The 13276-nt window shown below is 44.8% G+C and carries 12 protein-coding genes; all 12 read left to right on the top strand.

Features of this window, described 5'->3' with window-relative positions; genetic code table 11:
- Nucleotides 1-361: PDDEXK-like endonuclease domain-containing protein (locus WMO25_RS07300; protein ID WP_349084757.1), on the top strand; the 361-nt coding region annotated here is incomplete at its 5' end.
- A gap of 15 nt (nucleotides 362-376) precedes the next feature.
- Nucleotides 377-1912 carry a hypothetical protein gene (locus tag WMO25_RS07295; protein WP_227082535.1) on the top strand — a complete coding sequence of 512 codons (1536 nt, stop codon included), beginning with the start codon at nucleotides 377-379 and terminating at the stop codon, nucleotides 1910-1912.
- Nucleotides 1913-1932: 20 nt separating this feature from the next.
- On the top strand, nucleotides 1933-3492 hold the full coding sequence (locus tag WMO25_RS07290) for a hypothetical protein (RefSeq protein WP_349084756.1): 1560 nt from the start codon (nucleotides 1933-1935) through the stop codon (nucleotides 3490-3492).
- The gene (locus WMO25_RS07285) at nucleotides 3480-5534 is read left to right on the top strand and encodes a hypothetical protein (protein WP_349084754.1); all 2055 of its coding nucleotides are present in this window, start codon (nucleotides 3480-3482) and stop codon (nucleotides 5532-5534) included. Before WMO25_RS07290 ends, WMO25_RS07285 begins: the two co-directional genes overlap by 13 nt.
- 18 nt (nucleotides 5535-5552) lie before the next feature.
- Nucleotides 5553-6062, top strand: a complete 510-nt coding sequence (locus WMO25_RS07280) for a hypothetical protein (RefSeq protein WP_349084753.1) — start codon at nucleotides 5553-5555, stop codon at nucleotides 6060-6062.
- A 14-nt stretch (nucleotides 6063-6076) separates the two neighbouring features.
- Nucleotides 6077-7705 (top strand): penicillin-binding transpeptidase domain-containing protein, encoded by a 1629-nt coding sequence (locus WMO25_RS07275; RefSeq protein ID WP_349084751.1) that lies wholly within the window; start codon nucleotides 6077-6079, stop codon nucleotides 7703-7705.
- Nucleotides 7698-9284: a protein kinase domain-containing protein gene (locus WMO25_RS07270; protein ID WP_349084750.1), complete on the top strand. Its 1587-nt coding sequence runs from the start codon at nucleotides 7698-7700 to the stop codon at nucleotides 9282-9284. The genes WMO25_RS07275 and WMO25_RS07270 overlap by 8 nt, the downstream gene beginning before the upstream one ends.
- A gap of 26 nt (nucleotides 9285-9310) precedes the next feature.
- The gene (locus WMO25_RS07265) at nucleotides 9311-10105 is read left to right on the top strand and encodes a vWA domain-containing protein (RefSeq protein WP_349084749.1); all 795 of its coding nucleotides are present in this window, start codon (nucleotides 9311-9313) and stop codon (nucleotides 10103-10105) included.
- Nucleotides 10106-10114: 9 nt separating this feature from the next.
- Nucleotides 10115-10669 (top strand): hypothetical protein, encoded by a 555-nt coding sequence (locus tag WMO25_RS07260; protein ID WP_349084748.1) that lies wholly within the window; start codon nucleotides 10115-10117, stop codon nucleotides 10667-10669.
- An 11-nt stretch (nucleotides 10670-10680) separates the two neighbouring features.
- Nucleotides 10681-12021 (top strand): TRAFAC clade GTPase domain-containing protein, encoded by a 1341-nt coding sequence (locus WMO25_RS07255; protein WP_349084746.1) that lies wholly within the window; start codon nucleotides 10681-10683, stop codon nucleotides 12019-12021.
- Complete coding sequence (locus WMO25_RS07250; protein ID WP_349084745.1) at nucleotides 12018-12929, top strand: hypothetical protein; 912 nt, start codon at nucleotides 12018-12020, stop codon at nucleotides 12927-12929. Before WMO25_RS07255 ends, WMO25_RS07250 begins: the two co-directional genes overlap by 4 nt.
- Nucleotides 12926-13276 (top strand): hypothetical protein (locus tag WMO25_RS07245; RefSeq protein WP_349084743.1); only part of this gene is annotated, 351 nt, incomplete at its 3' end. The genes WMO25_RS07250 and WMO25_RS07245, both read left to right, overlap by 4 nt.

The raw sequence follows: 13276 nt of genomic DNA, 5'->3' as shown, positions 1-13276 counted from the left end.
GGCAGTTTTGGATTGTCAACCTGGTTCGGCATCGAAGGAAAAAGAAACAATTAATCGACAAATTGCAGAAAAATTGAGGGAAAAAGGCTGGAAAGCAGATATAAATATTGGAACAGGAAAATTCCGGATTGATGTGGCGGTGCATCATCCGGAGAAAACAGACGAATATTGTCTGGGAATTATGTTTGATGATGATGCCTCTGCACTTCAGGATACTGTGCGGGACAGAAATCTTCTGCAGAAGAATGTTCTGCAGAGAATGGGATGGAACATTTTGAATTTGTGGCTGCTGGATTGGTATGAGGACAGCGAGACGCAGATTCAGCGTATTGAAGATACGCTGAAGAATATGACAGGATAATGACAGGAGGAAAAGATGGAACAGTGGGTTTTTGTGCTCCCCGGGGCAGACGATCAGTCAGAATGTACTTTTTTTGCGAACCCCTCCATTGCCGGTTATCATGTAGATGACGGCACAGATATTCAGCTCACAGTAACTTTCAGAGATGAGAAAGGGGACCATGTATATGATGTCGTGCTGACAAAAACAGCTCGGAAAAACTGGTATGCCAGTGAGACGTATGACATTGCAGCAAGAGCATGGAAGAAAGACTACAAAGTCCAGGCGGAGATAACTCAAAAAGATGGAACAGCGGAAACTGAAGAACTGTCAAGTGAGGAAGTAACAGCTGCATGGCCGACATTCAAAGAAAAAACAGTGAAACTTGAAAAAGACAGCGATGGGCAACTGCAGAAAGAGATTTCGCTGAATCAGTGGATTCAGGAAGAAATGACCAGTCCACTGTTTGAGTATAAAGTAGAAGACCAAGCGGGATGTGAGATTATTCTGGATACACAGAAACAGTGCGTGAGCATAAACAATGCTGAATCAAAGGGAGAATTTACCCTTGCGATTGTAGATCCGGCGGGAAATGAGGAGGTTACAGAAATGAGTATCATAGCGGCAGCAGGAACGGAGAAAGGACTGGGCATCGGAATTGTCGCATTGGCAGTAATTGTTGTTGCGGTGATTGCTGTGCTGCTTCTTAAAAAGAAGACAGGTTCAGTCGGAGCAACAGCCAAAACAACAAAAATTTTGGCGGCGCGTGAAGAAGTGGACAAATATTGCAAGCGTCTGGAACTTCTGACAAGAAAAACAGAGAATACCATGCATGAGATACGAATGGCCGCACAGGCAGCAGAAGAACGCATCCGCCAGGATGGAGAAGCCAGTGCCTATGATGTTGATGATATCCGGACAATGACAGAGGAAGCTGAGAACCTGTTTAAGGAGCCGTGCTGTGAAAATATTCATACGATGCGGGTGATCATGGGTGCAGTCAGTCAGAATCTGTTGAAAATGCAGGGAAACGCCAGTATTAAAGTGGATAGCGGCAGTCACAGTGGCATGGAGAACCCCAAAAATTATCTGGACCCTGCCAAAAGACAGGATATCCTGTCAAAAATTGAAGTGGATGCCGTCAGTGTTGAAAATCTTTGCGCTGAAATGAGTACAATTCTGAATACATTGAAGGAAATTGCTTATCGGGAAGAAGTGCCTTTTGAAAAAGATATCAGTATCACAGTGACAGACGGACATGGAGAATATGAGACGCGAAGAGCCTGTAAAGAAGCCTATGGTGCAATGGCCTCCGGTGTTTTTTCACTGGATACGCTGAAATTCCTGTCAAAAAATGAGGTCTGGATGACGCTGCCGGAAATTATCGGGCAGAAAACGGATATTCGTATTTTTGCTATTGATGACAATCGGATGCGGGCAATCGCAGAAAAGCCGATATTAATCTGGCAGGGAAAAAATCAGCGCATTTTGGAATTTACATATGATGAAGACGTGGTTTTCAGACTGCGGGATCATGCTTATGCAGAAATCAAACTGCATTTTGAAAGATAGAGACAGAGGAGGAGATGGACATGGACATGTCGTGCTGTTGCCCGTATTGTATGAGTGAACTGGATATAAACAAAATAAAATATTATGTAAAAGTTGAAAATGAGCCCAGTCAGCCGAAACTGAAAGCATTTTTGGCAGTGAATAGAGAAGACCGTCATTTTTACAATTTCTGGTCACGGTATAATAGGAAACTTTCTCCGGAAACACTGGAGAAGCGAATTGTGAAATCTCTGAAGGAAATGGAGAATGAGCGGACCAGACTGGCAGAGGATGCAGAGCAGTATGAGCGGAGAATGGCTGCAAAGAACCATTCCGGGGAGAATGATGAGGAAATTCGTCCGGGCCAGGGCATTGATAATACGCTGAGTGATGTGCCATCTGATCATTTTGTTGTATGTGAGATTATCAAAGAAATGAAGAATCGCAAACCGACACAGTTTACAATCAGGGAAGATGGTCAACGCATTGCCATTACCTATCCGGTGTGCCCGAGCTGCTATAACCGTATTCCTGAAGAAATATTTGAACTGCCGTTGATTAAAATTGCACTGGCAGCCAGTAAGTCCGGCGGAAAAACCTGTATGGCTTTATCCTGGTTCAGAACATTGAATGATGCCAGGGGCAAAGGTTTGAACAGTCATGTGAGTCAGATGGATTTTATTTCCATGCTGCAGGATCATCTGGGCATGGAGGATGATTTCGGGAAAATGCTCCAGAAATTTAATCGGGAAAATATCTGTCCGGGCGGTACGCATAAACAGTTTATTCCACCGATTTTCCTGAAAATGAACTGGCACGGCAAACAGGAGCGGCAGGCACTGGTTGGTATTTATGATGCGGCAGGAGAAGTTATCACAGAATCTCAGCGGGATGCAGAGCTTGTTTATTACATGAAGTATATGGACGGTGTCATTTATATGATAGAACCGGATAGAACCGGGTTGAAAAAAGGACTCACGAATCAGTATTTATGCATACGCAATGAGGATATTGATGCCTATTATGAAAGGGCAAGAATGCTTTCCGTGGAGGAACAGAGCAGCGTGCAGGCCAGAAACTTTAAATTTAAAAAGGAAACGCTGGCACAGATTATGAATGTCCGGGATGGGGATATGGAGACATTCCGTGAAAATTCGGCCATGGAAGTGCTGACAGCATTGCGTTCTTATGTGGAAGATATGAAACTTCAGCAGATGCATGTGGCGCTGGCAATTTCCAAATGCGATGAATTGCGCAGCAACCGTGAGATTGCAGAATACAACAAAGGCAATTTGTTTTTTATGGATGAGGAAAAGGTGGACAATAATCTGCGGAATATGAGAAACCTTGCCATTCGTAAATTATTTGAAGAGAAGATATTTAATATGCAGATTTTTGACAATGTCTTTAAATCCTGTTCTCTTCATATGATTGCAGCCCTTGGATGTCCGGCGGAAGTACCTGCTGACAGTGAGAAAAAAGGTGATTGGGAGGAAAGCCGTGAATCCAGATTAACCGGAGATTTCAATCCGATACGTGTGGAAGAGCCATTGCTGGAACTGATCTTCAGATATGCGGAGGAACATAGATGGAACGAATAATACATTTTGAGCAGTTTTATTATACGAACTATGGCCAGGGAATGCGTTTTGAAGGCAATAGTACAGAAACAGCCCGGACGGCCTCCGCACTGGAGCTACTGGCTGCAAACTGGATGAAGCAGGAACTGAATGAGCCGGTAGAAATGGTATTATATAATAGTCATCTGGGGTGCTATGTGTCAGCAATGACCGTACCGTGTACACAGACAGGAGATGCCAGAACAAGTTACTGGATACATGCTGTGATGCCTGATGAAAAAGAAAGTGATGGATTTATGGACTGCCTGTCATGGCCGCTGCAGGATTATGTGACAGAAGTTCATTTGGCACAGCATCTGTCGCCGGTGACTGTTAGAACAGAAACCTGTGATCTGTCTGCGATTTGCCGGAAATACCATTTGACGGGTGAACGCCTGACACAGTTTTTATATCAGGTACTGCAGAATGTCTGTGATAGTTCAGCGCCTTCGTGTCTATGTTTTGTCATGGGGGAAGAAGAGGAGGATTATAATGCAGCAGCCAGAGAAATCATGGCTGTTGTGTATCATCTTTTGCCAAAGCCTTATAGAAAGAAGGCAGATTATCTTGCAAAAGCCGGAAAGGATATGGAGAATGTCCGTTTCTATTTTCGAACTTCCTCACATCAATCCTGGCAATTTGATATGAATCCGGCACATCCGTGGATAAGGTCGGAGCTGCCGGAAGAAGAAACCGTATTTCTGAACCGGATGACGGAATTATTCCGGCAGAATCCGGCTGAATACGAACAGATGATGGAACAATTGTGTCGGCAGGAGACAGACGATTATGATGCGATTGTTTGGAATTATTATACATACTGCCTCCGGGAAGGCGAGATGCTTCCGTTCTCGCAGGAAACATTGTTGAGAATCCAGCCATTTCTGGAAGAAAGACTGAAGCAGGATGAGGGCTGCCGGCAGTTGCTCTGTCAGTGCATGCATCAGATTGACACAAAAGATAAAACCAGAACCTTTGTCCAGACACTGATGGAAAAATATATTTCGGCAGCGGCCGGCTTGCCGCAAAGCGGCAGCAGCGGTTATAAGCAGAGCCTGGAGAGAAACTGGCAGTTGATGGATCAGCTCAGTGCAGGTAAGACAAAAATTGTGGCTTCTTATCTGAAGTGGATGAAAGACATTTCAATACCGTATTATCAGGATTTCGTTGAATATGGTTCAAAAGAGGGCCGGGACTGGCTGATGGATATGCAGTTTGCAGCTGAAGCGCCGCCGGGCTGTCAGGAATTACTGAAGATGGATGTCCGACAAATGAATGCACAGAGGGGCCATCAATGGGTGAATGCCATGGCACAATGCATTCAAACAGATATCAATCTTCAAAATTCATCGGCAGCAGCGAAAGCAATCTGGAATTATCTGATCAGGCTTGTGGAATTTATGGTACCGGATCCCGATGCCGGTGGGGATGCCGGCCAAATGCTGGAAACAACGATTCAGATGCAGCAGTTGCTTCAATTTATCTGGAAACATCGTTCGATATTTGATGTGACAGAACGTGTAGAAATCTGTGGTGTAGCCAAGGCGTATGGCGGTTCGGTTTTTGATGTTTTCAGCAGGGATTTCTGGCGGGAAGTCCGGACAGAGGATTTTGAGACACTGTATGAAAAGAAAGGCATTACCAAGCTGTTTGCCAATTGCCCATATGATGCCTATCATGATTATCGTCGATATGTTGGGCGCAGACACAAGGAAGAAAAAACGGGCAAAACACACAGTCAGACGCTGCCGGAGAAATCCGGAAATATTTCTGATAAGTTATCGGAGAAAGAAAGCAGCCCATCTGAAATAGATACGCAGAATCTTCCCGGGATGATGAATCAATGGGTGCCGGATACGCTGGCTGATTATGGATTGTGGGGTCTGGCAATGGGAACAGGTTTCCTGGCGGGACTGGTATTTGCCTGGTTTGCCGGTTATGGTGTCGTGACGCTGATTGTGGTTATTCTGATGATTCTGTTGACAGCGGCGGCAGGCATTGTGTATTTTAAATGCAAAAAATAGAGAACAGGGGAGGATGTTATGGATTTTTTTACAGATCTGATGGGGTTGATTCTGCTGATTGTATGTATTCTGATTGTCCTTATATTTTTGAAAGATTATATACGGTTGGGCGGGAAAAAGACAACTGTTAATAAGAAGCAGAAGATGATTGTTTACGAAGTACATCAAAATAATAAACGGATTCAACAGGGGTGGATTACGGATGATCAACTGCCTTTCCAATTTGGAAGAAATGCCGGCAGCGGCAATGATGTTGTGGTTGTTCCGGAGGGAACACCGGCTGATGAAGCGGCCAGTGTCAGCAGAGCATGGTTTTATATTCAGAAAGATGCTCTGGGCAATTACATGGTGTATAGTGCAGAATTGTCCGGTGATGGTAAAAAGAGACAGTCAGAGAAGAAAAAACTGGTGGTTGAGAACGGCAATACCTGGAAAGCAATGCACACTGTAAAGCTGCAGTCAGAAGTCCGATTAAAAGCAGATCAGTTCCAGGTTATTCTCGATGTGGAGAATTCCGGTGAATCGTAAAATGGAGGAGTACAATGATCAGGAAACTGATAAAATTTCTAAAGAAATGTTGGGGAAAGAAGGCAGCTTATGCTTATGCAGGCCTGATGCTGACAGCCTGCATTCTGACCTATAAGCTGTACTTTGCGTCCGGAAGCAATATTTTTAAATCGGAAGAAGAAAAAGCTTCGGTTGCCAGCAGTGTGGCAGAAGGTAAAATAGCATATGGAGAAAAAAATATTATTCAGGGCGATATCACGGATCGAAACGATACAGTCATCATGACTTCCGATTCTGTAGATGGTTATGCACATTATAAAGATGCGGAAGCTTATACCCAGGCCATCGGCTTTGCATCTAAAGATGCCAGCTATCTTCTGGGAAAAACGAGTAAGGCATGGTTATATGATGCGCTTCCGGGTACAAATAAGGGATGTACGATTCAGACAACATTGGATTCGGACCTTCAGGAATATTGTTACAGTAAGCTGAAAAATGCGTGTACGGGCAATGGCGCCGGGGATGAAGGCTCTATTGTTGTTCTGGAAGCAAAGACAGGACGTGTGCTGACATGGGCCTATACACCGTCCTTTGATGTGACGGAGCTTCTGACAGCTTATGCGGCGGCAAATCATAACACAACAACCTGGGAAGATATTGTGGAGAATACCCTTCACAGTGAGACTTATCCGATGCTTCATCCGCGTATGCCGGGCAGTGTATTTAAGATTCTGACCAGTATTGGTATTATTGAGAAAGGCGAAAGCTGTCTGAGTGAGACGGTATATGACGGTACAGGTTATCTGCAGCTGGAGAACAGTGTGCTTCCGAATGCAGGCGGACAGGTCTATGGTGAGATTGGATTCAAACAGGCCTTTATGGATTCTGTCAATGTTTATTTTGCGAAGAAAGCCATTGAAGATGTCGGAAAAGCCAGGATGGATGAACTGGCGGAAAGATGCAGTATCGGCACACCGCAGTACTTTGACTTTGGAATGATGCTTTCAAAATATGACTTTAATAATAATGATGAAGAACTGGCCAGGACAGCCATCGGGCAACAAAATGTCCAGATGAGTGCCATGCATGTGGCGATGTTGACCATGGGAGCTGCCTGTGACGGACAGATTGCAAAGCCACATATGATTCAGCAGGTTTACAGAACCAAGGAGAAAAAAACTGCAGAGGGAAGCACATACAGCAAAGGTGAAATTGTTCAGGAAGAGAAAATAGACACCGGTTATATGCATATTATGAGCCCGGAGACATCCGAGGTTATTCGAGACGCCATGGAAGGCAAAGGTGAGGCGCTGAAGCAGGAATCCGGGATGGATCTTGTTGTGAATGGTCAAAGTATCGGCATTGGGTGCAAAACCGGTACAGGCCAGATTGACAGTTCTGCCGGCGGTTACAGCGGTTATAACAATATCTGGCTGACGTCTTACGTACCGGCAGATGATCCGCAGTATATTATTGTTCTGAATAAATATAAGGTGGACGGCAGCGGCACATCCAGTTATGGTGCGACGATGTTTGAGGATCTGATCGATGTCTGCAATAGAATTTATAATAACAATCATCTTAATCCGACGGACAATGCCGATGAAACAGAGACAGATGAGAGTGATGCATCAGCAAAAGAGGAGGCAGCAGCGCATGTTTAAAAAGGGAGACGTTATCAATGCAATTCCGCCGAAGGAATATGGAGAATGGTCCTGCCTGATGTTTACAGAAGATGCGAAGCCGGTACATGGCAATCCGCTGAAATATATGGGAAAAGCCCGTCCGGTTTGTCAGGCTTATCAAGATGAGCCGGAGCTTGGCAGAAATCTGTTTTGCCATTCCTGCAGACATCAGTGTCCACAGAGAGAATACATGGTGAAATATGTGGGGCGCTTTGAGCCGCAGGAGGCGCAGCCCCAGACAGCGGCAAAGATGGTTGAAAAAACCACAAAACACATCGGCGCAGAAGGTGAAACACATAATGGTGATCTTGAGACGCTGATGAGTCAGAGAAAAACCAAAAAACAGGTTTATGATGGCAGTACGGTCACTGAGAAAAAGAAAACATCCTCAACAGAAAGTAAGAAAGCAGAAAGGGATCTGCAGCGCGAGCAGACATTGCTGCAGCAGCAGGCAGCAGTGCGTATCGCTTCACCATTTTTGATGCAGACTATTACTTCCGGAGAGGAGATATGCGGCAACGTACCTGTGTTTTTTGTTGTACTGGAATTGGTGGAAGGCCAGGAACTGGGTGAGTATATAGCAGCTATCCATAATCTGTCAGACGGAGGAGAAAAGGAATGGCGCTGCCTGGACCTGATCCGTCAGCTGCTTCTGGCCATCAGAGCCTATGCGAAACCTTACAACAACAGTTATTATGTCCATCGTGATCTCAAGCCGTCCAATATGATGGTGAAAATAGAATGGGAGAACGGTATGCTTTTCCAACAGCTGAAAATCATTGATTTTGATATGCTGGTTGCGCAGAATCATATCCGGGAAGATAATGTGTACCTGGGCGGAACTCCAAGATATGTTCATCCGGAGGCTTATCGTCTCAAAAATTTTCCGGAAGATACAAGGCGGCAGTTCAGCCATCAATGGGATCTTTATGCAGCAGGCCTGATTATATATGAAATCATGGAGGGACATCCATATTTCAAAGACGACAGTTATCTGTCTGATCAGGACAAAGCTTTTGGATTGAATATGGGTGAAAATTCGGAGACAGCACAGGAGTATTCTAAACTGGTGGAAATCATGCGCAAACTGCTCACCAATACGGCAGAGGGCTACACAGATATCGACCAGGTCATTGAAGACTATCAGCAATTTCTGGAAGCGGTGGACACATCGTGGTACAAAAGTTACTATTTAAAAAACTGGTTGGAGTGTGGGTATGATTTTGATAAAGCTCTGCCTTTTCGTAAAGTGTATTGCCATATCAGCAGTGAAGGTCTGAAAGATGTCCGTCAAAGCTTTTGTGTGAATGCCAATTCAGCAGTTCCGCTGATTTACGGTAAAAATATCATGGGTGCAGACTGTTTATCCGGCAGTCAGATGGTGCAGAAGGAAATTGGCGCTTTTTATTATATTATTCGACCGGATGGCCATTGTGTTCTGCAATTTATGCCTTTGAATGAAAACTGCAGGGTGCGCGGGGCATCAGGAAACAATCTGGAAGAGGGAATGGAAATTGATGATGCAGATGTCAAAATTGTGATTGACAGAATTGAATAATCAGATTTTGAAAGGAAGAATGGACGATGAGAGAGGAAGAATGGGGAACAGAACCAATCAGAGGACCGCAAAGACCGACAGGGCGGCCGGTACGGAGAGGCGGACGTCCCGGAGCAGATAACAATCCGTTATTTAATCCGACAGTCGGTATCCGAACATCTGGAAACAGTCATCGCAATGTCAAAATTGGTCTGCAGAATGACACAACCATCGATTTTGTATTTGATTATACATCTTCTATGAGAAATATTTTGCCTGTCATTTATATTTTTTGTCGGGATGTGATGCAGGCCTGTCAGTCTGGGACAGGACGTGTTCGTTTCGGTGTGACATTTTTGTCGGATGGAGTAGAAAGTAAGCAGTGGAAGGGTAAAGATTTTACATCGGTATCAACAGATGTATTGGATGCAATGCTGACACATGAGGTGAGCGGCGGCGGTGTAGACAGTTATGAGCGTCTCGGAACAGCAGTCGGAACGTCTCTGGAGAAGCTGTCTGCAGTGCCGGCGGGAGAAAGAGTTTTAATGTTGTTTACGGACAGCAGTCCTACAGACGAAGATTTAGAACGTGTCTTCTGCAGAAATGAGACACCCATCAGGTCAGCGGTATTATTTGTTCCAACGGCTTATTCGGGCAGTGAATACATGTTTCGAATGGTGGATGCAGATGGAAAAACAGACCGTGCGAAGACGGCGGTTGTATTTGATATTGAAGATGTCATCAAAGAACGGTATTTGAAGACAGTAACAGAGAAAAACGGCAGACAAGTCATGGATGACAATCAGTTGTTGAAAAACCAATTGTTGATGGCGCTTGCATAGGAGGAAGTCATGGAAAAAGAAAAATCAAATATACAAAATCTGTCTGTGTGTTATTGCCTGATGAAGCGGGAAAGTTCAAATCAGACAGGCACTGTCAGAATGTCTCCGATGACAGAAATGCTGAATCAGGTGCAGGCTTTTTATGAAAATAAGGGAGCGGCAGTATACAGCCAGGCCTTTGTGTACGGCAATCAAAATGCTTTTGCAAGACCTTTTGAGCAGTATCCTTTTGGCTTTCGTGCCGGGTTGGATGAAAATGTTGAGAAATATGACCTGACAGAGATGTTAGTGCTCTGCTGCGGACTTTTAGAGGATTATTTGCCGGGAAGTGAGGAAAATCGGTGGGAAGAAGAGATAAAGGATGTATACCGCCTGGTTATTATCAGTGATTATCCGTTGAATACAGACAGTGAAGCAGTTGAGCAGTTGGTCAATCACATAAAGGCATTGAAGCGCAGGTGCGATTTTAAGATTGTCTATGTGGATATTGCCGGCAATCAGCAGCCGGGCAGCCTGGAGAAAGTCATTGATTTTTATGATTATGAAGAGGATACAGCGGTCTGAAAGGAGTGCTTATGGGCGAAAAAGAATTCAATACAAATGAAGTGGAAGAGGAGATGTCTTTGTCTGGCCAGTTAAGCCGCAGACGCCGCCAGCGGCGAATGGCAGAGGAGAGTAATTCTCCGGCTGTCGGTGCAGATGAAAAAAATGCCGACAGCACCGGGGATGCATCGGAGATGGAAGGTGTTTCTGATCAGGATCATGGTGCTGACCGGACAGAACATGTGAAGGCCGAGACGCAGGAAGATAAAAAAATCAGAATTACGATGCTTGGCATTTCCGGTTCGGGAAAAACTTCGTTCTTATCCGGTGTGTATCAGACCATGATTATGGATAGTTTTCACGGCTTATCACTGGTGCCGTCCATCGATTCCGGCAACAGTTATCAGCAGATTGGTCAGATTGCGGATATTGCATTAATCAATAGAAAAGATTTTGATTTTGCAGATGGTACATTGGAGACAACGATTTTCCCGCTGACACTGCAGAACAGAGGCAAGGAAATCTGCCGCTTTGATTTTACAGATTATGCAGGCGGCGATGTCCTGAATATTCTGAATGCCCGGGGAGATATGTCTTCCGGCGCTAAAGCCTTGAAAAATCAGCTTCTTGGCAGTGATGCCGTGTTGGTTTTTGCAGATGCTACGGTGTTGTGTCAGGGAAAAAATGTTGTTGAATGGCAGCAGATGACCGGTGCCACAAAGATTAATCCGCTGTTTAACCTGTTAAACCGTGAGATGGGAGATCGTCCACTGACGGTATTATTTGTATTGACAAAAACAGACGATGAGCGTATTCCGAAAGAAATGAAGCGCAATAACTTCGCTGTTTTATCGGAGAGAGCGGTGCAGACGTTCGGAATGATTTATCAGATGGTACAGAATCATGTGCAGGATGGCTGGAGTTTTGGGGTAATACCTGTTTCGGCAATTGGCGAAGGCAACTATCGTCTGAACAGTACCTGTGATTCCGAGGGTAAACTGATTATGCGTCCTGTAATTAAAGAGGGGCATGCACCTCAGCCTTACAATATTGAGACGGCGCTTGTCTATGCGGTGGCCTGTATTTTGTCTCAGTGGAAAGAAGAGGTGAATCGGGAAAAAGAAAGCCTGACCCAGCGTCTCATTGAAGAGGGACGAAACAACACAATTATCGGTAATCTTTTTTCTCAATGGAAAAAGAGACCCCGTCCGGAAGAAAAAGTGACAGGCATTTTAAATGAAATTGAAGAGAAGAACAGAGAAATAATGACACTTAGTGAGCAGATGAATGACCTTGTGGAGCAGGCCGGCATCAGACAGCGGATTCAAAGATATCGTGATCATTTGGATGAAAGCGGAGGTATCAGCGGATGAAGGTAGATATTTTGCTTCGAACACGGGATTATGACAGGGATTATCGATGGATTTTTAAACCGGAGTATGTTGACCGGGTGACCGAAGACAAGATGTCCTTTCTGATTCAGATGATGCAGAAATCAGAATTGAAGCAGTATCTGGAGAATGAAAGTCTGTATAATCTTTATTATCTCTATGACGAGAATGGCAGTGCGCTTGTGCGGAGCGGATTTTCCGGCAGTATGGACAGACAGGGAAGAAATATTTATGCGGTGGAAGGCATTGCCTGTCCGGCTGAAATGAACCGCCTTTTCTGGTATGCACTGCCGTATCTGGTGGACTGGCTTTTACAACAGCCTATGCTGCGTGAGCAATGGCTGCGTGAAAATGGTCCGGAAGAGAATGCTGACGTGGAACATCATATGGAGGTGGAAGGCCTGACAGAAGATATGATTTTTGAGGGCAGCGCCGAAGAAAACCGGATGTGGCAGTGCATGAGAGATCACAGCGCCTGCATGCGCAGACTTTATGCAGATATTTATCAGTCGGCAGAAATGTACAGTTTTATATACGGCACGCGGCCTCAAAGTTTTTATGAAGGACAAACACTCAGATGTTATACACCGGAAGCAATAAGCAGTCTGGCGCCTGTTCCGGAACAAAATAAAATAGTGATCCCGAAACCTGTCCTCAGGGAAGAAGATCATCTCTACAGAGCGGAAATTCAAATCGAGAAGAAAAACAGGCGGTATGCGGCGTATCTTTTGGCCAGGGACGGGACCGGTGAGGCCATTGCTGAAACAGAGGATATGACCTTTGGCAATGATGGCATCGGTGTGGCTCAGATTGAGAGAGCACTGATCGCATTGGAGCATAAAATTGCCCCATTAGGCTACAGTCGCGGCAGCAGGAGGGTGAGGACATGAAAATCCGGTATACGCCTTTTTCTGAAAGAATGGTCATTGACCAGCCGGTCAAAGGAATGGATTTTGCAAATGACATGATTCAAACGTATTTTATGATATCGCTGCGTTACAGGGAGTGTTATTATAAGCAGCGGCCGCAGGGAAATACCGTTTATTTTATGAATTATCCGGAGGCCAGTCTGCTTTTTTATTTTGCAGCCGGTATGCGTTCCTACAGGGTCAATGGTTTTCGGATTGAAAAAGAAGAGAGAAGAAAAGCATGGATTTATATGCTGCCCCTCATTCAGTCTTTGCGGGCATACGATTTTGGGAGAAAAGAGGGAACAAAGCAATTGGAGGATGATTTT

The organism is Coprococcus intestinihominis, assembly GCF_040096555.1.
In the GTDB taxonomy this organism is placed as follows: Bacteria; Bacillota; Clostridia; order Lachnospirales; family Lachnospiraceae; genus Coprococcus_A; species Coprococcus_A intestinihominis.
The sequence above is the reverse complement of the archived record's forward strand: the minus strand, read 5'-3'. Positions and strand labels throughout refer to the sequence as shown.

What these genes read in the sequence shown, in the direction of transcription:
- WMO25_RS07295 (WP_227082535.1), top strand. Translation starts at nt 377, where the DNA reads ATGGAACAGTGGGTTTTTGTGCTCCCCGGGGCAGACGATCAGTCAGAA.
- WMO25_RS07280 (WP_349084753.1), top strand. Translation starts at nt 5,553, where the DNA reads ATGGATTTTTTTACAGATCTGATGGGGTTGATTCTGCTGATTGTATGT.
- WMO25_RS07260 (WP_349084748.1), top strand. Translation starts at nt 10,115, where the DNA reads ATGGAAAAAGAAAAATCAAATATACAAAATCTGTCTGTGTGTTATTGC.
- WMO25_RS07290 (WP_349084756.1), top strand. Translation starts at nt 1,933, where the DNA reads ATGGACATGTCGTGCTGTTGCCCGTATTGTATGAGTGAACTGGATATA.
- WMO25_RS07285 (WP_349084754.1), top strand. Translation starts at nt 3,480, where the DNA reads ATGGAACGAATAATACATTTTGAGCAGTTTTATTATACGAACTATGGC.
- WMO25_RS07275 (WP_349084751.1), top strand. Translation starts at nt 6,077, where the DNA reads ATGATCAGGAAACTGATAAAATTTCTAAAGAAATGTTGGGGAAAGAAG.
- WMO25_RS07270 (WP_349084750.1), top strand. Translation starts at nt 7,698, where the DNA reads ATGTTTAAAAAGGGAGACGTTATCAATGCAATTCCGCCGAAGGAATAT.
- WMO25_RS07255 (WP_349084746.1), top strand. Translation starts at nt 10,681, where the DNA reads ATGGGCGAAAAAGAATTCAATACAAATGAAGTGGAAGAGGAGATGTCT.
- WMO25_RS07265 (WP_349084749.1), top strand. Translation starts at nt 9,311, where the DNA reads ATGAGAGAGGAAGAATGGGGAACAGAACCAATCAGAGGACCGCAAAGA.
- WMO25_RS07250 (WP_349084745.1), top strand. Translation starts at nt 12,018, where the DNA reads ATGAAGGTAGATATTTTGCTTCGAACACGGGATTATGACAGGGATTAT.